The organism is Hyphomicrobium sp. GJ21, assembly GCF_001006785.1.
Classification (GTDB): Bacteria; Pseudomonadota; Alphaproteobacteria; order Rhizobiales; family Hyphomicrobiaceae; genus Hyphomicrobium_B.
Genome location: NZ_CDHO01000001.1, coordinates 259751 through 277317 on the forward strand (window position 1 = coordinate 259751; position 17567 = coordinate 277317).

At 64.9% G+C, this 17567-nt stretch carries 23 protein-coding genes; 1 reads left to right on the forward strand and 22 read right to left on the reverse strand.

Features of this window, described 5'->3' with window-relative positions; all coding sequences use genetic code 11:
- Positions 1-3: 3 nt before the first annotated feature.
- The 6 genes from trbK-alt to trbB are packed head-to-tail and all read right to left on the reverse strand — an operon-like array spanning position 4 to position 5130.
- The gene (trbK-alt, locus tag HYPGJ_RS01285) at positions 4-291 is read right to left on the reverse strand and encodes a putative entry exclusion protein TrbK-alt (RefSeq protein ID WP_046845796.1); all 288 of its coding nucleotides are present in this window, start codon (positions 289-291) and stop codon (positions 4-6) included.
- A 21-nt stretch (positions 292-312) separates the two neighbouring features.
- The gene (gene trbJ / locus HYPGJ_RS01290; protein WP_046845797.1) at positions 313-1074 is read right to left on the reverse strand and encodes a P-type conjugative transfer protein TrbJ; all 762 of its coding nucleotides are present in this window, start codon (positions 1072-1074) and stop codon (positions 313-315) included.
- Entirely contained in the window at positions 1074-3527 is a 2454-nt protein-coding gene (gene trbE / locus HYPGJ_RS01295; protein ID WP_046845509.1) for a conjugal transfer protein TrbE, read from the reverse strand. The genes trbJ and trbE overlap by 1 nt, the downstream gene beginning before the upstream one ends.
- A gap of 12 nt (positions 3528-3539) precedes the next feature.
- On the reverse strand, positions 3540-3821 hold the full coding sequence (locus HYPGJ_RS01300; RefSeq protein ID WP_046845510.1) for a VirB3 family type IV secretion system protein: 282 nt from the start codon (positions 3819-3821) through the stop codon (positions 3540-3542).
- The gene (locus tag HYPGJ_RS01305; RefSeq protein ID WP_046845511.1) at positions 3821-4153 is read right to left on the reverse strand and encodes a TrbC/VirB2 family protein; all 333 of its coding nucleotides are present in this window, start codon (positions 4151-4153) and stop codon (positions 3821-3823) included. The genes HYPGJ_RS01300 and HYPGJ_RS01305 overlap by 1 nt, the downstream gene beginning before the upstream one ends.
- Positions 4150-5130, reverse strand: a complete 981-nt coding sequence (gene trbB / locus HYPGJ_RS01310; RefSeq protein WP_046845512.1) for a P-type conjugative transfer ATPase TrbB — start codon at positions 5128-5130, stop codon at positions 4150-4152. The genes HYPGJ_RS01305 and trbB overlap by 4 nt, the downstream gene beginning before the upstream one ends.
- 168 nt (positions 5131-5298) lie before the next feature.
- Between trbB and HYPGJ_RS01315 the strand changes: the two genes are divergently transcribed.
- Entirely contained in the window at positions 5299-5775 is a 477-nt protein-coding gene (locus HYPGJ_RS01315) for an SRPBCC domain-containing protein (RefSeq protein WP_046845798.1), read from the forward strand.
- 24 nt (positions 5776-5799) lie between these two features.
- On the opposite strand, the gene HYPGJ_RS01320 is transcribed toward HYPGJ_RS01315, so the two are convergent.
- The 16 genes from HYPGJ_RS01320 to HYPGJ_RS01395 all read right to left on the reverse strand — a co-directional run bounded on the left by HYPGJ_RS01320 (position 5800) and on the right by HYPGJ_RS01395 (position 17458).
- Entirely contained in the window at positions 5800-6228 is a 429-nt protein-coding gene (locus tag HYPGJ_RS01320) for a ribbon-helix-helix protein, CopG family (protein ID WP_046845513.1), read from the reverse strand.
- 4 nt (positions 6229-6232) lie between these two features.
- Complete coding sequence (locus tag HYPGJ_RS01325) at positions 6233-8215, reverse strand: conjugal transfer protein TraG (protein ID WP_046845514.1); 1983 nt, start codon at positions 8213-8215, stop codon at positions 6233-6235.
- Between the two features lie 22 nt (positions 8216-8237).
- Positions 8238-10001 (reverse strand): DUF3363 domain-containing protein, encoded by a 1764-nt coding sequence (locus HYPGJ_RS01330; protein WP_046845799.1) that lies wholly within the window; start codon positions 9999-10001, stop codon positions 8238-8240.
- Positions 10002-10248: 247 nt separating this feature from the next.
- The gene (locus HYPGJ_RS01335) at positions 10249-10944 is read right to left on the reverse strand and encodes a lytic transglycosylase domain-containing protein (RefSeq protein WP_046845800.1); all 696 of its coding nucleotides are present in this window, start codon (positions 10942-10944) and stop codon (positions 10249-10251) included.
- Positions 10945-11013: 69 nt separating this feature from the next.
- Positions 11014-11361 (reverse strand): DUF736 domain-containing protein, encoded by a 348-nt coding sequence (locus HYPGJ_RS01340; RefSeq protein WP_046845801.1) that lies wholly within the window; start codon positions 11359-11361, stop codon positions 11014-11016.
- Between the two features lie 68 nt (positions 11362-11429).
- Positions 11430-11975 carry a S26 family signal peptidase gene (locus HYPGJ_RS01345; RefSeq protein ID WP_046845515.1) on the reverse strand — a complete coding sequence of 182 codons (546 nt, stop codon included), beginning with the start codon at positions 11973-11975 and terminating at the stop codon, positions 11430-11432.
- On the reverse strand, positions 11972-12490 hold the full coding sequence (locus HYPGJ_RS01350) for a DUF2840 domain-containing protein (RefSeq protein WP_046845516.1): 519 nt from the start codon (positions 12488-12490) through the stop codon (positions 11972-11974). Before HYPGJ_RS01350 ends, HYPGJ_RS01345 begins: the two co-directional genes overlap by 4 nt.
- Positions 12487-12741: a hypothetical protein gene (locus tag HYPGJ_RS01355; RefSeq protein ID WP_046845517.1), complete on the reverse strand. Its 255-nt coding sequence runs from the start codon at positions 12739-12741 to the stop codon at positions 12487-12489. The genes HYPGJ_RS01350 and HYPGJ_RS01355 overlap by 4 nt, the downstream gene beginning before the upstream one ends.
- On the reverse strand, positions 12738-13481 hold the full coding sequence (locus tag HYPGJ_RS01360; protein WP_046845518.1) for a site-specific DNA-methyltransferase: 744 nt from the start codon (positions 13479-13481) through the stop codon (positions 12738-12740). The genes HYPGJ_RS01355 and HYPGJ_RS01360 overlap by 4 nt, the downstream gene beginning before the upstream one ends.
- Positions 13478-14131 carry a ParA family partition ATPase gene (gene parA, locus HYPGJ_RS01365; protein ID WP_046845519.1) on the reverse strand — a complete coding sequence of 218 codons (654 nt, stop codon included), beginning with the start codon at positions 14129-14131 and terminating at the stop codon, positions 13478-13480. Before parA ends, HYPGJ_RS01360 begins: the two co-directional genes overlap by 4 nt.
- 310 nt (positions 14132-14441) lie before the next feature.
- The gene (locus HYPGJ_RS01370; RefSeq protein ID WP_046845520.1) at positions 14442-15329 is read right to left on the reverse strand and encodes a replication initiator protein A; all 888 of its coding nucleotides are present in this window, start codon (positions 15327-15329) and stop codon (positions 14442-14444) included.
- A gap of 18 nt (positions 15330-15347) precedes the next feature.
- Positions 15348-15629 (reverse strand): helix-turn-helix domain-containing protein, encoded by a 282-nt coding sequence (locus HYPGJ_RS01375; protein ID WP_046845521.1) that lies wholly within the window; start codon positions 15627-15629, stop codon positions 15348-15350.
- A 289-nt stretch (positions 15630-15918) separates the two neighbouring features.
- Positions 15919-16497 (reverse strand): DUF2285 domain-containing protein, encoded by a 579-nt coding sequence (locus tag HYPGJ_RS01380; RefSeq protein ID WP_046845522.1) that lies wholly within the window; start codon positions 16495-16497, stop codon positions 15919-15921.
- 28 nt (positions 16498-16525) lie between these two features.
- Entirely contained in the window at positions 16526-16768 is a 243-nt protein-coding gene (locus tag HYPGJ_RS19400) for a DUF6499 domain-containing protein (RefSeq protein WP_348270887.1), read from the reverse strand.
- A gap of 69 nt (positions 16769-16837) precedes the next feature.
- Positions 16838-17113, reverse strand: a complete 276-nt coding sequence (locus HYPGJ_RS01390) for a DUF2285 domain-containing protein (protein WP_046845524.1) — start codon at positions 17111-17113, stop codon at positions 16838-16840.
- Positions 17114-17203: 90 nt separating this feature from the next.
- On the reverse strand, positions 17204-17458 hold the full coding sequence (locus HYPGJ_RS01395; RefSeq protein ID WP_046845525.1) for a helix-turn-helix transcriptional regulator: 255 nt from the start codon (positions 17456-17458) through the stop codon (positions 17204-17206).
- Positions 17459-17567 lie beyond the last annotated feature (109 nt).

A 17567-nucleotide genomic window follows, 5' to 3' on the forward strand; every position in this document is an offset into this window, starting at 1 on the left:
GCATCACCGCCCTTCCGGAGTGAGAGGCGCGGTGGGCGCCGGCGTCTTTCCGAGGAAGCGGTCGCGGGTCTCGGCCCAGACGCGCAGGCATTCGGCGTCGTTCGCCGCGGCCTGCCCGAGCTGCTGACAGCGGCGCTGCGCGTCGCGCAGCGGATCGGTTGCGGGGCGGAGCTGCGGCATTGACGAAGATGTCGGCGCGTCGTCCTTGCGGGTCAGCTCGATCGCCGTCGCCGTAATGGCGACCGCGACGAACATGATTGCGCCGATGCGCGCCAGCATCTTGCCGTCCATGACGATGCTCACTTCTGGTTCTCAGTTGCCGTTGAACATCTGCGCGTTGCCGGGCTGGTAGCCGCTGCCCGGCGCTAGAAAGCGGCGGCGCCGCTCGCGGCCCTGTTCGGCGGCAGCCGTGCGCTCGGCTTCGGTCAGCATCTGCGCGCGGCCATTGGCGGCGCCGACAGCGGTGAGATCGGCAAGCTGCTGGGCGAGAAGCGCGAGGAGCTGGTTGCCGGCCTGTGTCGCTTGCAACGCGCCGGTCGCCGACTGGCTCTGGCTGACCAGCGCCGACATCTGCGTGCGGTTGCTGTCGATATTGCTGACGACACCCGCCTGCACGCGCATCGCGTCCTGCAAACCGCCGACCGTGTTCTGCCAGCGCGAGCGCGCGTCGGTGATGAGTTGCTGATCGGTCGCCGACATCGAGACGCTCCCGTATTTTTGGCTGAAAATCTGGTCGATCTGCTGGACATTGAAGGCGATGTTCTGCGCCTGGCTGAGAAGCTGCTGGGTGCGCTGGACGTTCTGCTGAAGCTGCTGGAGCGCGGAATACGGCAGGTTCGCCAGATTGCGCGCCTGGTTGATGAGCATCTGCGCTTGGTTCTGGAGCGACGTGATCTGATTGGTGATCTGTTCGAGTGAGCGCGCGGCGGTCAGCACGTTCTGCGCATAGTTCGACGGATCGAACACGATCAGTGCGTGCGCGGGCGTTGCGAGCATCGGTGTGAGCGCGATGGGCGCCGCGAGCATGGTCGCGGCCAGCATTACGGCGCGCGAGCGGATAAAACGGGTCTTCATCATGCAATCTCCTTTTCGGCTTGGGGGATGAGGGACGGGAAAGTCGGGATGAGATCGGCCGCCCATCCGGCGTCGCGGGCGCGCAGCCACGCGGCGAGGAAGCCTTCGCGGCCATGTTCGGCGACGAGGTTGGCGATCAGCGTCTGGTCGGATTTCGAGGAGGCGGCGCAGAGCGCGAGGCCGACTTCGGACAGGCCCAGCTCGAACAGGCGGTTGCCGCGCCGCGACTGGCAGTAATAGTCGCGTTTGGGCGTCGCCCGCGCCAGGATCTCGATCTGGCGATCGTTGAGACCGAAGCGGCGATAGATCGCCGTGATCTGCGGCTCGATCGCGCGTTCGTTCGGCAGGAGCAGCCGTGTCGGGCAGCTCTCGATGATGGCCGGCGCGATATTGCTCCCGTCGATGTCCGATAGCGACTGCGTGGCGAAGATGACAGATGCGTTCTTCTTGCGCAGGGTCTTCAGCCATTCGCGGAGCTGGCCGGCGAAGCCTTCATCGTCCAGCGCAAGCCAGCCTTCGTCGATGATGAGCAGCGTCGGCCGTCCGTCGAGCCGGTCGCCGATGCGATGGAACAGGTAGGACAGTACGGCCGGAGCCGCCCCGGTGCCGACCAGCCCCTCGATCTCGAATGCCTGCACGGCGGCACGGCCGAGCTGCTCGGCCTCGGCGTCGAGCAGCCGGCCATAGGCGCCACCGACGCAATACGGGCGCAATGCCTGCTTCAAGTCGTTCGACTGGAGCAGGACGCTGAGGCCCGTAATGGTGCGTTCCTCGACCGGCGCGGAGGCGAGCGAGGTCAGCGCCGTCCAGATATGCTCCTTGGCTTCGGGGGTGATCGCGATGCCCTCGCGCATCAGGATCGCCACGATCCAATCGGCCGCCCAGGCACGCTCATAGGTGTCGTGGATGCGCGCGAGCGGTTGGAGCGAAACGGAAGCGTCGGAGCCTTCGGTCAGGCCGCCGCCGAGATCGTGCCAGTCGCCTCCCATGGCGAGCGCAGCCGCCCTGATGCTGCCGCCGAAATCGAAGGCGAAGGCCTGAGAACGATCGTAGCGCCGGAACTGAAGCGCCATCAGCGCGAGCAGCACGGACTTGCCCGCGCCGGTCGGGCCGACGACCAGCGTGTGGCCGACGTCTCCGACATGAAGGGATAACCGGAACGGGGTGCTTCCATCGGTCTTGCCATAGAGCAAGGGGGGCGACCCGAAGTGCTCATCCCGTTCCGGCCCCGCCCACACGGCGCTCAGGGGGATCATGTGGGCGAGATTCAAGGTGCTGATGGGCGGCTGGCGGACATTGGCGTAGGCATGTCCGGGGAGCGAGCCGAGCCAGGCATCGACGGCGTTCACACCTTCGATCATGGCCGTGAAGTCGCGGCCCTGAATGACCTTCTCGACCAGCCGCAGCTTCTCGTCGGCGAGACGCGGATCGGCGTCCCAGACCGTGATCGTCGCGGTGACATAGGCCATGCCGGCGACATCCTGCCCAAGCTCCTGCAAGGCCATGTCCGCGTCGGCGGCCCTGTTTGCAGCGTCGGTATCCACGAGGGCGGATGCCTCGTTGGTCATGACTTCCTTGAGGATCGCGGCGATGGACTTGCGCTTGGCGAACCACTGGCGGCGGATTCTGGCGAGCAGCTTCGTCGCGTCGGTCTTGTCGAGCAGGATCGCGCGGGTGGACCAGCGATACGGGAACGCCAGACGGTTGAGGTCGTCGAGCAGGCCGGGCGTCGTCGCGGTCGGGAAACCGGTGACGGTGAGGATGCGAACGTGCTGATCGCCAAGGCGTGGCTCCAGCCCGCCGGTCAGCGACTGATCAGCCAGCAGCGCGTCGAGATAGATCGGCATCTCGGGAACACGGACGCGATGACGTTTCGTCGAAACGCAGGAATGGAGGTAAGTCAGCGTCTCGCTATCATCGAGCCAGGCGCATTCCGGCATGAAGCCGTCGAGCAGCGCCAGCACGCGGTCGGTGCGGTCGGTGAAAGCCCGCAGCACCTCGTGCGGATCGACGCCTGACTTTTCTCGGCCTTCATAGAGCCACGCTTCGGTGCGCGCGGCGTCCTCGGCCGGCGGCAGATAGAGGAAGGTGAGAAAGTAGCCCGAGACGAAATGGCTGCCCGCTTCCTCAAAATCGGCCTTGCGCTCGGCGTCGAGCAGACCAGAGGCAGGATCGGGAAACTGGCTCGCAGGATAGGTCGCGGCCTCATAACGCTGCGCTTCGACAAAAATGCTCCAGCCGGAGCCGAGGCGACGAAAGGCGTTGTTGATGCGTCCGGCGACGGCGACTAGTTCGGCCGCGACGGCGGAATCGAGATCGGGACCGCGAAAGCGCGCCGTGCGCTGGAAGCTGCCGTCCTTGTTGAGCACGATGCCTTCGGCAACGAGTGCGACCCACGGCAGATAGTCGGCAAGGCGGCTGGCGGAACGGCGATATTCGGCGAGATTCATCATGGATTGCGCTCCTCAGACCGACAGATGACCGGGGATGCGCAGATGGCGGCGGCCGACTTCCACGAAGAGCGGATCGCGTTTCGCCGCCCACACCGCCGCGAAATGGCCGACGGCCCAGATGAGGAGGCCGACCAGCCAGAGGCGCAGGCCGAGGCCCACGGCCCCGGCCAGCGTCCCGTTGAGGATCGCGATGGAGCGCGGTGCGCCGCCGAGCAGGATGTGCTCGGTCAGCGCACGATGGACCGGGACCGAATATCCCGGAACGGCGTCGAGTTGCTCGAAGGCGACCGCCATCAGATGAGCGCCCCGCCGCCGAAGGAGAAGAAGGACAGGAAGAAGCTCGACGCGGCGAAGGCGATCGAAAGCCCGAAGACGATCTGGATCAGGCGGCGAAAGCCGCCCGAAGTATCGCCGAACGCAAGCGCCAGGCCGGTCGCGATGATGATGATGACGGCGACGATCTTGGCGACCGGACCTTCGATCGACTGAAGGATTTTCTGAAGCGGTTGTTCCCACGGCATCGACGAACCGGAGGCGTAAGCGACTGGTGCGAGGATGAGATTGATGGTGGCGACGGCGACAGCCGTTGCGACGGTGCGGCGGATATGGATGGCTGTACGGATCATGCGGGCTCCATGGGGTTCGAGGTGGCAGCGGTGATGTGGTAGTCGCCGTCAGCGCCGAGCCCTTCGACGCGGGCGAGTTCGGCGAGCCGGCGCGCGGACCCGCGGCCGGAGAGGACGGCAACGAGGTCGATGGTCTCGGCGATCAGCGCGCGCGGGACGGTGACGACGGCTTCCTGGATGAGCTGTTCGAGGCGACGCAGCGCGCCGATGCCGGTTCCGGCATGGATCGTGCCGATGCCGCCGGGATGGCCGGTGCCCCAGGCTTTGAGGAGATCAAGCGCTTCGGCGCCGCGCACCTCGCCGATGGGGATGCGGTCGGGGCGCAGGCGCAGCGAGGAACGGACGAGATCGGAGAGCGTGGCGACGCCGTCTTTCGTGCGGAGCGAGACAAGGTTTTCCGCGCGGCATTGCAGCTCGCGCGTGTCCTCGATGATGACGACGCGATCGGCGGTCTTCGCCACTTCGGCGAGCAGCGCGTTGGTCAGCGTGGTCTTGCCGGTCGATGTGCCGCCCGCGACGAGGATGTTGGCGCGCGCTGCGACGGCTGAGCGCAGCGTCACGGCCTGATCGGCGCGCATGATCCCAGCAGTCACATAGTCGTCGAGTGTGAAGACGGCGACGGCCGGCTTACGGATGGCGAAGGCAGGCGCGGCGACGACCGGCGGCAACAGCCCTTCGAAGCGTTCACCAGTTTCGGGAAGCTCGGCGGAGACACGCGGGCTCCGCGCGTGAACCTCCGCGCCGACGTGATGCGCGACCAGACGCACGATGCGTTCGCCATCGGTTGCCGACAGTCGCTCGCCCGTATCAGCCAGCCCTTCGGAGAGACGGTCGATCCAAATGCGCCCGTCCGGGTTCAGCATCACCTCGACGACAGCAGCATCTTCCAGAAACCGCGCGATGGCCGGACCGAGCGCCGTGCGCAGCATGCGCGCGCCGCGCGCGTGACGTTCCGAATGTTGATGTACAACCGCCATATCGCCCCGATTTCCAGCCGGGACTGACAGACGCATCCCCATGCGGGGCTGATTAAAAGAGCCAGATCTGAGGCGACTTCAACAAGAAATCGGAGGCGTAGTAGCGTAGCGTGCAAATACAGGAGAACGGCGGAGCAGCGCATTCAAGACGATGCAAGGAGGGCCATGATGGACAAGTCTGGTGCAGAGCGAAGGATCGACTCAGCAGCGCGCTTGATCGCGGCGCCGGCCGAGACAATCTATCGTGTGCTCGTCGATGGGAGCGCATGGGAACGATGGTTGCCGCCTGCCGGGATGATCGGCCGCGTCGAAATATTCGAGCCGCGCGTTGGCGGGCGCTACAGGATGGTGCTGACCTATCGCGGGGATCACGAGAAGCGGGGCAAGACCGCTGAGGACACGGATATCGTCGAGGGCCGGTTCATCGAATTCGTCCGCGACGAGAAGGTCGTTCATGCTGTGACGTTTGAATCGGAAGACCCTGCTTTTGCAGGGGACATGCGGATGACGTGGAGCCTGTCTCCAGCGCCTGCCGGGACGAAGGTGACTATCACTTGCGAAAATGTCCCCGTCGGCATCAGCCAAGCCGATCACGATGTCGGCCTGCGGTCGACGTTGGCAAACCTCGCCACGTTCATGGAATAGTTCTCATCGTGCGTGGCGAAGCGGTCACCTAGGCTCCTCATTTGGAGGGGCGACCGGAACGTCGTCGGGAATCTCGCGCAGAAAGCTCTGGCCTTTCTGCAATCGCTTGCCGAGCGTCTCCACGAAGCCGTCAAACCGCTCGCGACCTTTGGCCTGCGCGGCAGCGTGGGCGTCCGGTGGTACGGGCGGGGTGATCGACAGCCAGAAGCGCACATAGAGTGCCAGTGTTTCGGCGGTGACGCCGAGATCGCGCTCCATCCGCTGGACCTGTCGGGACAGCCTGTCGAGCCGGCGTGCGAAGGCTGCTTCGCGCGCGTCCGCGTGGTCGGGCGACAGGAACGAACTGACGGCCGCCTCGACGATCGCGGATCGAGGTAATTTCTTGCGATCGGCAAGCTCATTGATGCGTCCGATCAGTTCGACGGGCAAAGTGAGATTGAGACGGTCGCGCATGGTGTCAGAGCTCCATGCCGTCGCCGGGATCGAGCGAGACCTGGCGGGCGATGCCGGTCATTTGGCGACGAAGCGCCTGGCGCTGGCGCGCGACGTCTTCCGGCTCGTCGTCGAGGATGCGCGTGAACTCCTCGGCGGGACGCATCTCGGTCGTCTCCTTGACGATCGCAACATGGTCGGGAAGCTCGGGTTCCCGGCGCAGGCCCGCATTGGCCTTGTCGGGCTTGTGGGCGGCTATCAGCGCGGGATCGGGCTTTTGGGGCTGGAGCGTCGACCATCCATCCTTATGACGGGTGCGCCCGGATTTCGTTGGATCGGGCGGCGGCAGCACACGTTCGCGAAACCGGACATCATCGTAGTAGCGCGCTTTCTTCGCCCGGACGGGCGGCGTGCCGGCGGCCATGACGATCTCGTCGGTCGGCGGGAGCTGCATGATCTCGCCGGGGGTGAGCAGCGGCCGGGCGGTTTCCGAGCGCGACACCATCAGATGGCCAAGCCAGGGCGAGAGCCTGTGCCCGGCATAGTTCTTCATCGCCTTCATCTCGGTCGCGGTGCCCAGCGCATCCGAGACGCGCTTGGCGGTCCGTTCGTCATTGGTGGCGAAGCTGACGCGGACATGGCAATTGTCGAGGATCGAATTGTTGGCGCCGTAGGCCTTCTCGATCTGGTTGAGCGACTGGGCGATGAGGAAGCTCTTGATGCCGTAGCCGGCCATGAAGGCGAGCGCCGATTCGAAGAAGTCGAGACGGCCGAGCGCCGGGAACTCGTCGAGCATCATCAGGATGCGGTGTTTGCGCTCCTTGGCGTGCAGGTCCTCGGTGAGGCGCCGGCCGATCTGGTTGAGGACAAGGCGGATCAGCGGTTTTGTCCGCGAAATGTCGGATGGCGGCACGACCATGTAGAGCGTGGCGGGTTTGTCGTCGGTCGTGAGGTCGGCGATGCGCCAGTCGCAGCGGCTCGTCACCTCCGCGACGACAGGGTCGCGATAGAGGCCGAGGAACGACATGGCGGTTGAGAGCACACCGGAGCGCTCGTTGTCGGATTTGTTGAACAGTTCGCGCGCCGTCGAGGCGACAACCGGATGCGGGCCGGCTTCGCCGAGATGCTTCGTCGCCATCATCGCCGACAGCGTCGCCTCGATCGATCGCTTCGGATCGGAGAGGAAGGCGGCGACGCCGGCGAGCGTCTTGTTCTCCTCGGCATAGAGGACATGCAGGATCGCGCCGACGAGAAGCGAGTGGCTGGTCTTCTCCCAATGATTTCGCTTGTCGAGCGAGCCTTCGGGATCGACCAGGACATCGGCAACATTCTGCACGTCACGGACTTCCCATTCGCCGCGGCGCACCTCGAGCAGCGGATTGTAGGCGGACGATTTCGGATTGGTCGGATCGAACAGCAGCACGCCGCCATGTTTTGCGCGAAACCCGGCGGTAAGTTGCCAGTTCTCGCCCTTGATGTCATGGACGATGGCCGAGCCCGGCCAGGTCAGCAGCGAAGGCACGACCAGGCCGACGCCCTTGCCGGATCGCGTCGGCGCGAAGCACAGAACATGCTCCGGCCCGTCGTGGCGCAGATAATCCTGGTCCAGCCGCCCCAGCACCACGCCGTCGGCGCCGAGCAGGCCCGCTGCCACCACCTCCTTCTTCTCGGCCCATCGCGCCGAGCCGTAGGTGGCGACGTTCTTGGCCTCACGCGCGCGCCAGACCGACATGCCGATGGCGACAGCGATCGCGATGAAACCGCCGGACGCGGCGATGAAGGCGCCTTCCGTGAAAATGCCCGGCGCATAGGCGTCGTAGAAATACCACCACCAGAAAAAGGCTGGCGGATAGTAGACGGATACGCCGCCGAGCTTGAACCAGGGTGTTCCAAGCTGCGCCTGAAACCCGAGCTGCCAGGCGACATATTGTGTGGCGCCCCAGGTGGTGGCGAGCACGATGAGGGTGACGACGAGAATCTGCCCCCAGAGGATTTTGGTCGCGGACATGGCGAGATCCTTTCTGCTGATGTCAGATGCCGAGATCGCGCTTGCGGCCGATCGCCCATTCGATGCCGCCGCCCTCCTTGGCGACACCGGCGACGTGCTGGCCGAGCTTGCGTTCGAGGTCGCGGGACCAGGGGACGAGCTGGAAGCCGAGCCCGTCGTCGATCATCGCGAAGCGGCCGGAGGACAGCGTCAGGCGCTGGCGCACGGTGCCGGCGACATGCTCGCCGGCCTGTGCCTTCACATGCGGCAGGCCGGTCTCGGCCGCGAGCTTCTCGCCGACGGCATCGAGTTCACGCCGACGCAGCGTCGTAAGAAGATCGCGCTGCATGACGATGCGCTGGCCATCCCGGCGCGCCAGTCCCTGATCGGCGAGATGATCGGCCCGCGCATGTATGGCGTCGCGCACCTCCTGCCCGAAGCCTGATTGTGCGAGCGGCATCGCCTCGCGCTCGACAAGGCGATGATCGAGCCAGGTCGCGCCGGGCGCCGTGACCTGCGCCTGCAGATCGAGATCAGAGCGCGTCGCGAGTACGAGGGTCGGACGTGCCTCCTCGGAACCACCGAAGCGGCGAACCTCGACGATGCCGACATTGGCCGGAGCGCGTTCGAAGGCGTCGATGTCACGAAAGCGGACATGATGCGCACGCCCGTCGACGCCATCGATGACGGCATAGGCCTCACCGCTCAGCTCGTCATGCAGGCCGCGATCGACGAGACGGCCAATGATCGGCGCCTCGGCTGCGCCGCCGTCGATCACGAAATCGGAAAAGCCGCGATCCTGGTCGCGCCCGGCGAAGGCGCGGTGCATGGTCTTGATGATGTCGCCGCGGATGGCGAGATCGCGCAGCGTGCGTTCGGCTCCGACTCCGACCGTCCACTGGCCAGGCTCTCCCTCGAACGCGAGATCCATCTTCTCGAGATGCTGGAGACGGCCGACCATGAGGCGGCGCAGTTCGGGATCGGAGGGACCACTCTGGTCGGGCCGCAGATCGATGAAACCGGTTTCGTCGGCGGCGCGTTGAATCTCGCCATCGATGCGGGTCCAGCGCTCGGCGGTGATTTCCTTTTCCAGGGCGTTGCGAATTTCGTGTTCGGGCTTCGGGCCGAGTTCTATGTCGACCAGGTCCATGGCGCGGGAGCGTAGGCCCCGGCTGATATAGTCGCGCGAGATCACGAGATCGGCGCCGGTCTCGTCGACGCCGCGCACCAGGAGATGGACATGGGGATTGTCTGTGTTCCAGTGATCGACGGCGATCCAGTCGAGGCGCGTGCCGAGATCGGCTTCCATCTGCCGGGCGAGGTCGCGGGTGAACGCCTTGAGGTCGGTCATCTCGGCCGCGTCCTCGGGCGAGACGATGAACCGGAAATGATGCCGGTCGTCCTTGCACCTTTCGATGAAGGCGAAGTCATCGGCGCGATCGGTTCCGGCGTCGAACATGACGCCTTTCTCTCCGTCGCGGCTCACGCCCTCGCGCTTGAGATAACTGAGGTGGCTGGTCAGTGGCGCCGAGCGATACGCCTTGCCCTGATGGCGGGCGATGCGCGCCTTGATGACGACGCGCCGCTGCGGCGAGAAGATTCGGGAGCGGCCGAAGACGTTGCGGCCACGCCCGAAGGTCGAGTGGCCGAGGCGCCGGCCTGCCTTGCCCGCCGGCGCTGCTCTGGGCGTATGGCCAGCACGCTGCGCGGCGGCGAGAACCTGATTGACGAAGCTCTTTGTCCTCGGCGCGCGCGTCGAACGGACGCGGCCCGGCTTGATGCGGAAGTCGCTATCGCGCTCGCTCATGCCGGCGCTCCGATCGGCGCGCAAATCGCGCCGTGCATATCGAAGCGTTGAAAACGCTCGCAAAATCCGGGCAGTATGCGCGCGACCGACCGCCATGCCCGCGAAAACGCAAGCCATGCCAATGGCTTGCGTTGATCTGGGCATGGGCTTTTACCTTGCCCTCTTCCGGTCGTTTTGCCTGCCTCCACCCTCCCTGCACGCCATGACACGCGGGAGCCCGAGACCGTGCGACAGATGCCGAGCAGGCTCATGGCGTGGTCCTATCGCCCGAACGCGCGACGAACAGGCCGCCCAATCGTGGAACGATGGCGGAGAGATCGCGCGCCGGGGCTGCATTCGGAGCGATGACGGATGAACGGCCGGGCGGCATAGGATCGGCGGCTGATCTACGATCCGGCTGCGCGATGAACAGCGGTGCGCGGGTCCAGGCGAGCGGATCGGCAGCCGCCATCATTGTCCCGCCGGAGCCGATGGCCGACGCGACAGTGGTGACATAGGCGCGGGTTTCCGCCGGTAGCGGACGGCCGTTCAACGCCTCGTCGTAGCGACCGGGACCGGCGTTGTAGGCTGCGATCCAGCCCGGCGATCCATAGCGATCGAGCAGCTCGCGGATATAGCCGCTACCCGCGATGATGTTGTCATGCACGTTGTAGGGATCGACGCCGAGACGATGGCGAGCGCGCAGCTCCGCCCATGTCGCCGGCATGATCTGCATCAGACCCATCGCGCCCTTCGGCGAGGTGGCGCGCGGATCGCCGGCGCTTTCCGTGCGCAGGACGGCGCGAATCCAAACAGCCGGCAAGCGGAAGCGCGTCGCGGCTTCAATGATATGGGCGGCATAGGGATCGCTGGCTGAGGCCGATGCGGCGGCTAAGCCCTGCGCCATCGTGACCGCCGGCATGACGTTCGCGATGGCAAGGCCGGAAAGGAGAAGAAGAGCCATGCGCCGGGCCGCATGATGCAGCCCGGACACATTCAGATGACTCGTCGGCGAACGAGAGCCAGGCATCGCTCAATCCTTCTCGCTGCGATCGCGTTGACGCGACCAGTGCAGCGACCAGGCATTGCCGGCATCGTCGTCACGGAACAGGTTGGCGCGGATCGGCTGCCCCAAACCCGGATCGTCGATCACCAGCGCGATGTATTCGCCGGCCTTCTCGCCGGTGCGTTTCCAGCCCGCGCCGATCTCCGGGCCGATGTCCCGGACGCCTGGATCGTGGTCATGGATGCGGTAGTCCGGCGCATTCTCCGCATCCGACGGATCGGCCGGAACGATGACGATGTCGTGGAAAAGTGTGAATGTCTCGATGCGCCCGACGATGCGGGATTCCTCACGCGTGAACTGTCCGATTTGCGGCATGATGGTCTCCTTGACGGTGAGGTTGGGAAAGCCATCGGCGAGCACCGCTCCCGCCGAAGGAAAGGCGGTCAGCGCGTCGGTGCGCGCCATTGAAAGCGACCGTCGCCATCCTCGTCGGTCCACAGCGGGATAGCGCGGCCGATGATCTGGTCGGTGGAGGTCAGGCCGAAATAGCGGCCGTCGAGACTGTCGTTGACCTGCCAGTTCATGAGAAAGACTTCGCCGGTCGCGATGCGGCGGCAGCCCTGCCAGACCGGAAGATCGCGGCCAGCGCGATCGCGGTCGAGCGCCACGCCGACATTGACGCCATCGACGGTGATGGCGAGGTTCGAGCGGCAAACCGCCTGCCCGGACACGGCGAGAATACGCTTCAACAGCGGCACGCCCTTCGGCAGATAGCCACGCTCGGCGAGGAAGGTGGCGAGTGGTTCCGACGCATCGACGGCGACCAGATCGGTGACTTCGAACGGTCCCTCGAAGTCGATCGAGTAGAAGCCGATCGGCGCACTGGCCGATGCGTTCCAGATGAGCTTGATCGGCATCGGCGTGAGGCCGGGATAGCCGACGCCCATGGCCGCGAGCGCGGTCGTGAATATCAAGCCAAAGCGCGTCATGGCTCGACCCTTCGGCGCAGCAGGTAGGCGTGATGCTGGTCTGGCGTGTAGGCGCGAGATTCCTGGCCGGCGGTCATTCGGTTGTGAACATGCCGCCAGTGGTCGGGCGAGACCGCTGCGGGATCGATGCCGAGATGCTCGATCGCGTCGATCGCCTGCAGCACGCGCTCGACCTTCGGCCAGCCTTCGAGCTTGAGCAGGATGTCGCCGCCGGGACGCACGAAGGGCAGCGTCTGGAACGGCTCGCCGCGGCGCACCGCGCGCACGATGTCGATGCGCGAGATAATCGTGCCGTACTCGCCCGCCGCCCAGCGGACGAAAGCGAAAATGCTGTTCGGCGCGAACCCGACGATGCTGCGGCGGCGATCGAGGATCTGTTCGTAATTCTTGCGGCCGAACCTGATCCAGTGCTCGACCTTCTGTTTCTGGAAGGTCAGTTCGACCAATGTCGTGAACGGCGCAGGCCCGTCCGGCTGCGGACGGCTGTGCGCGCGATGGGCCGCTCTGCCCGTCATGGCTGATCTCCCGCGATGGGTGGAAATTCGCGCGCGAGCAGCTCGCGCAACGCCTCGGCGACGGTGATGCCGCGCCGGAAGGCCGCGACCTTGATGCGACCGCGCAGGTCGGGCGTGATGTCGATCGTCAGGCGGGCGGTGAACGCATCGCCGGCGGCCATGCCGGTCGGTTGCGGTTCAGTCGCTCTGATCCATTTTTCGGGATTGCCCGGCCGGGACACAAACCGGCGTTTGTCGGCGCGCTCTGTCATGCCGCGCCTCCACCATGGAATGGCAGCAGGGCTGCTATGCGCGCGCGGGCGCGCTCAGCCATGACGGCATCGATCTCGCAGCCGAGATAACGACGGCCGCTGAGCCGGCAGGCTTCACCGGCCGCGCCGGAACCGGCGAACCAATCGCCGACCAGGCCGCCTTCGGGGCAGCTCGTGCGGATCAGAATTTCGAGAAGCGCTGACGGTTTCTCGGTCGGATGGATCGCGCGGCCATGACAATTGCGCACGTAGATGACGGAGCGCATGAGCCTTGGCCCGCCGTCATGGCTGAGATAGTGGCCGGCATCGATCTGGCCGGTATGCGACGGACGTTGCTTGCGTCGCGCGGTGCGCGCCGTTGCATCGGGCGTCGTCTGCACATCATTGTAGATGTCACTCCACGGCGTCTCAGTTGGGTAGAACTGGACGGCCAGTTCATGCACGCGCTTGAAGCGATCGGCATGGAAGCTGGAGCCGTTCTGTTTCTCCCAGACAATTTCCTGCGCGATGCGCAAGCCAGCGTCGGCGAAGCGGTCGGCCGTCGCCATGAAGCATCGCAGCGAGCCGAACACCCACAACGAGCCGGTCAGGCTAAGCGCATCGCGAGCGCGCGTGATCCATCCGTCGACCCGACGGTCCCAGGCGAGCGACGTGTCGCCATAGGGCGGATCGGCGAGGATCAGATCGAACGGTCCGTGCGCCGGCATGAGGTGGCGGCAATCGCCGGTGAGGATCGTCATGGTGCGATCCTCCCGATGCGAAGCTGCTCAATCTCGGTCGCCAGCGCATCGATCTCGCGCGCAGCGGGGCCATCGTCATCGATCTCGAAAGAGAGTCGGCCCGACTGCGCGGCGTCGGCGTAGATGACGCGCTGCCCGATCGCGGTGCGCAGCACCGGTGGATCGTGATCGGCCAGCGTCTCGGCCGTCTCGCGGGCGATGACGGTGCGTGCGCCGCAACGGTTGAGGACAAACCGTGCGGCAAGGCCGGGGCGATAGATGCGAGCTTCGTTCAGAAGCGCGAGCATCTCCGCCGAGGCCCAACCGTCGAGCGGCGACGGCTGCACCGGGATCAGCACGAGGTCGGCGGCCAGCAGCGCTGAACGCATCAGCCCGGCGACACGCGGCGGCCCGTCGATCACGACGTGATCGACGTCGCGCGCCAACTCCGGCGCCTCACGATGCAGAGTATCGCGCGCGAGGCCGACGACGCCGAACAGTCGTGGCTGGCGTTCGCGGGCGCGTTGTTGCGACCAGTCGAGAGCCGAACCCTGCGGGTCCGCATCGATCAGCGTGACCCGCTTCCCCTTGCCGGCCCATTCGCCCGCGAGATGCAGCGCCAGTGTCGTCTTGCCGACACCACCTTTTTGATTGAGGAGCGCCACGATCATGACGCGCCTCCGACCGTGAACCTGCCGAGCCAGTTCACGATTGAAGGAAAGCGAGTCTCCGATTCAAGGAGCAAAACAGCGGCGGATTGCCTGCTGTTTCCGGCCTTTGCGCCATCGCTGCGGAGGTTATCCGCAAGCGCGCAAAAGTGCGGGGGCGTTAGAAAGATTCCGAAGGAATCTAGGTTAGAGAAGTTACGGCCGTCGCAAGCCTTTGAATCACGGCGATGAATCGTCGATTCCGGTCCCCGATAGCACGAGGATCGGGTCCCTGATGGCACGATAAGGGCGGTCCCCGATAGCACGAGTGAATTCACAGCTTGTCCCCAAAGCGCGTTGACGGTTTCCGTCGCGGGCGCGGCGGGGTGAAAAAGGTCGGATCGGTTGCGACGAAGGTGAGCAGTTCGGGACCGCCGGCCTGCTGCGTGATGGAGAGCCGGTAGCCAGGCAGGGGTTGGCGGCGGGTGATGTCGCGCAGGTCGTAGGCGAAATGCTTCAGCGGCGAGAGGCTGCCGGATTTCTGGTGGAGGTGAGCGAAATCGAAGCTCCAGCCGAAGGACTGGCGACCGCCGTGTTTGCGCACGACGCGGTAGAGCCAGCGTTCGAGCCCGCCGGTCAGATCGAAATAGGCGCGATCGATGGTCAGAACGAGTGCGTCATCGAGAACGGCGCGATAGAACCAGTCCGGCAGGATCAGCTCGACGCCGACAGGGCGACCGTCGCGATCGGTCCGCTCCTGCCACTCGTTGATCCATGAGAAGCGATGCCGGCGGCCTTCCGCCGGCTGGCGGATCGAGGTCGCGACGGTGGTGGATTGGAGGCGGTCGAGCGCGGCCTTTAGGCGCTGGTAATCGCGCAGCGAGACGCCGCGGCCGACGAAGGTCAAAATCTCATAAGGCGTCGTCGCCATGAGCCGGGAGGTGCGCAAGCCCGCGTCGCGCGCCTCAACGATCTGGCTCGCGGCCCAGATCAGGATGTCGGCATCCCAGATGGTCGCCATGCCGTGATCGGGCACGGCCTCGACCCGGATGGTCACATCGCCGGCGTTGAAATCGATCGGCGCGATGCGTTTCGATTTGGCGAGGGAGAAGAACGGATAGGCCATGAGATCCTGCGCGTCTCGTGGGGCGAAGTCGCCGGGGAGCGCCCGGAACAGATCGAGCTGCCCGCGCTCCGAAGAAGGCTGGTGCCGCGCCGTCATTCGGAAAATTGTGCGCTGTCAGCGTGCGTATCGTCCTGCGCGCGCCGGCAACGTCGGCGACTGGCGCTTGGCGGGAAGAACCGAACCGCGCGGATCAGAGGTCGAGGTGACGGCGCCGCGATCGGCCCAGGCTTCGAGATCGTCGATGGCATAGACGACGCGGCCGCCGAGCTTTCGGTAAGCCGGGCCGGTTCCGTAGGTTCGGTGCTTTTCGAGTGTCCGGGCTGACAGGCCGAGGAATTCGGCGGCTTCCTTGGTGCGCAGGAAGCGCGGCGGGAGAACGGCGAGTTCGGGTCGCATGGATCGGCCTTTCGTGGTGCTTGCGTGAGCCGCTGGAAATCAGCGGCGGGCGAAGACCACGATGGCGAAGAGAAACAGGTGAGATGGAGTGGGATTTTAGGGGGGCCTGAAATCCCACACCACGTCCGCCGAGTCGCTGGGGCGGGCTGACAGCAAAGACGAGTTCGCGGCGGATGAAAGGAATTTTGTGAAAAGCGTTGCGATGTTGACGTTGTACGTCAGCGGTTCGCGAGAGACGGGCAACGCGTCCGCAGGAGCCCTGCGATCATGTAACGTCAACGTTCTGCGTTTATTGTTCGTCGTTTTCGGCTCGCCTGGTTCGCGAACCCTGGGACCGTCGGTGGCGCAGCAACGTTCGATAGCCTCCAGCGACCATCGCATGGGCATCGCGCAGCAAGGCCATGACGGTATGGCGGGCTGAGGATATCTGCCAGTCGTCCCGCTTCATCCGTGGAAGACGGAAGATGATCTGGGCGATTTCCTGTTGGGTGGCGCCATCCCGGAAGCCGTCGAATGCTTGCAGCATGTGACGCATCCGTCTGCGTTTCTGTCGCGTGAGGCGTGCGTCCGGCGGCACAGCGCGGCCATAGAGTGTCGCAAGAAGGCGGTAAATGGACTCCACCCGATCAAATCCTTCGAGACTAATCGGGACCATGGCGACCAAGGGAACCGCAGGCGTCTGGCCGGCGGGGAGGATGAGCTGGAGATGCTGGTTCTTGCTCACCTCGTAGAAAAGATGCGTTTCGCCATCCTGTTCGACCGAACCAGCGATATCAAATACGGCTCGTGCATCGCGATCCAAAGAGAAAATCGCGGGAGCTGCCGCCAGCACAATTGTGCTGGTGTCGGCATGCGGGAGCCAGAACACCTGCGCTTTGGGAGGAGCCTGTAGCGGATCAAGCGGGAAATCGCAGCCCCCAACGCTGCCGAATCCTGTCGGTCAGCGATTGAGGGTCTTTCTTGTTGCGGGAGTGCGCATCGAAATCATGATCATACGCTTCGTTGCGACGGAGCCATTCCCAAGCGATGTCAGAGGCTGCAAGCCCGTCAATATGGAGATAGAGCGCCGAGGAACGCCATCCTGAAGCGTCCGGTACCATCGTCGTTCCTCCCTCCGTAGATTGCGAGGGAGCCAGCATTCCCGGAGCGATTGTGATGCTGAAGTCGCGAAGTTTGGCGGGGGCGATGCCGCGGCGGCATCGTATGGATCAGTGACGCTGACTTTCGCGCACCAGCTCGCGATAACCGTGCTCGGTCATCCAGCGCGCACGGGCAAGGTGTGTGTCATGGATCCGGCGACAGCGCTGCGGATTGTTTTGTGGGTCGAGGCCAAACAGGATTTGAACGGCTTCCTGCCAGTCGGCGCCATCACGCGCTGCGTCGAGCAGCCGCAGATAGAGAACCATATGCTCGCGATCATACGGGGTCAGCCGCTGACTTAGCGGCGGTTCGTCCAGAAATGCAGGTATCGACCGTCCCGTCATCGCAGGACATTCTCACGGTTACTATATTTTAACCATCGCCCGATGCGTGCATCTTGGGAAGGCAACAAATAGTCCGATGGGGCGAAACGGCTATCGACGACGCTGATGGTTGGGCGTGTCATGATGCAGCAGAACCCCTTGCCCTTTGTCGGTGGAGAGCAGAACGATTCCCGCTGCTTCGAATGCCCTGCGCACCTGATCGCGCGTCGTTTCGTAAACCTCGAGACCGCTTTCGGATTCGAGGCGTTTCAACGCGGTCAGCGATATGCGGGCCTTGTCAGCGAGCGTCTCCTGCGTCCAACCCAGCAACGCGCGAGCGGCCCGCGATTGTCGGGAAGTGATCATGCATGATCACCTCCCACCGGCGCGAACGCACTTGCCAGAACTACGACTATAATAGTCGTAGTTCTCGCCTCGATCCAGCCGAAAGTCGCTTCATCGCGCTGCGGGGCGC

Excerpts from the sequence above, each read along its gene's own strand:
- trbK-alt (WP_046845796.1), bottom strand. The coding sequence starts at position 291 with ATGGACGGCAAGATGCTGGCGCGCATCGGCGCAATCATGTTCGTCGCG.
- trbJ (WP_046845797.1), bottom strand. The coding sequence starts at position 1,074 with ATGAAGACCCGTTTTATCCGCTCGCGCGCCGTAATGCTGGCCGCGACC.
- trbE (WP_046845509.1), bottom strand. The coding sequence starts at position 3,527 with ATGATGAATCTCGCCGAATATCGCCGTTCCGCCAGCCGCCTTGCCGAC.
- HYPGJ_RS01300 (WP_046845510.1), bottom strand. The coding sequence starts at position 3,821 with ATGGCGGTCGCCTTCGAGCAACTCGACGCCGTTCCGGGATATTCGGTC.
- HYPGJ_RS01305 (WP_046845511.1), bottom strand. The coding sequence starts at position 4,153 with ATGATCCGTACAGCCATCCATATCCGCCGCACCGTCGCAACGGCTGTC.
- trbB (WP_046845512.1), bottom strand. The coding sequence starts at position 5,130 with ATGGCGGTTGTACATCAACATTCGGAACGTCACGCGCGCGGCGCGCGC.
- HYPGJ_RS01315 (WP_046845798.1), top strand. The coding sequence starts at position 5,299 with ATGGACAAGTCTGGTGCAGAGCGAAGGATCGACTCAGCAGCGCGCTTG.
- HYPGJ_RS01320 (WP_046845513.1), bottom strand. The coding sequence starts at position 6,228 with ATGCGCGACCGTCTCAATCTCACTTTGCCCGTCGAACTGATCGGACGC.
- HYPGJ_RS01325 (WP_046845514.1), bottom strand. The coding sequence starts at position 8,215 with ATGTCCGCGACCAAAATCCTCTGGGGGCAGATTCTCGTCGTCACCCTC.
- HYPGJ_RS01330 (WP_046845799.1), bottom strand. The coding sequence starts at position 10,001 with ATGAGCGAGCGCGATAGCGACTTCCGCATCAAGCCGGGCCGCGTCCGT.
- HYPGJ_RS01335 (WP_046845800.1), bottom strand. The coding sequence starts at position 10,944 with ATGGCTCTTCTTCTCCTTTCCGGCCTTGCCATCGCGAACGTCATGCCG.
- HYPGJ_RS01340 (WP_046845801.1), bottom strand. The coding sequence starts at position 11,361 with ATGCCGCAAATCGGACAGTTCACGCGTGAGGAATCCCGCATCGTCGGG.
- HYPGJ_RS01345 (WP_046845515.1), bottom strand. The coding sequence starts at position 11,975 with ATGACGCGCTTTGGCTTGATATTCACGACCGCGCTCGCGGCCATGGGC.
- HYPGJ_RS01350 (WP_046845516.1), bottom strand. The coding sequence starts at position 12,490 with ATGACGGGCAGAGCGGCCCATCGCGCGCACAGCCGTCCGCAGCCGGAC.
- HYPGJ_RS01355 (WP_046845517.1), bottom strand. The coding sequence starts at position 12,741 with ATGACAGAGCGCGCCGACAAACGCCGGTTTGTGTCCCGGCCGGGCAAT.
- HYPGJ_RS01360 (WP_046845518.1), bottom strand. The coding sequence starts at position 13,481 with ATGACGATCCTCACCGGCGATTGCCGCCACCTCATGCCGGCGCACGGA.
- parA (WP_046845519.1), bottom strand. The coding sequence starts at position 14,131 with ATGATCGTGGCGCTCCTCAATCAAAAAGGTGGTGTCGGCAAGACGACA.
- HYPGJ_RS01370 (WP_046845520.1), bottom strand. The coding sequence starts at position 15,329 with ATGACGGCGCGGCACCAGCCTTCTTCGGAGCGCGGGCAGCTCGATCTG.
- HYPGJ_RS01375 (WP_046845521.1), bottom strand. The coding sequence starts at position 15,629 with ATGCGACCCGAACTCGCCGTTCTCCCGCCGCGCTTCCTGCGCACCAAG.
- HYPGJ_RS19400 (WP_348270887.1), bottom strand. The coding sequence starts at position 16,768 with ATGCTGGCTCCCTCGCAATCTACGGAGGGAGGAACGACGATGGTACCG.
- HYPGJ_RS01390 (WP_046845524.1), bottom strand. The coding sequence starts at position 17,113 with ATGACGGGACGGTCGATACCTGCATTTCTGGACGAACCGCCGCTAAGT.
- HYPGJ_RS01395 (WP_046845525.1), bottom strand. The coding sequence starts at position 17,458 with ATGATCACTTCCCGACAATCGCGGGCCGCTCGCGCGTTGCTGGGTTGG.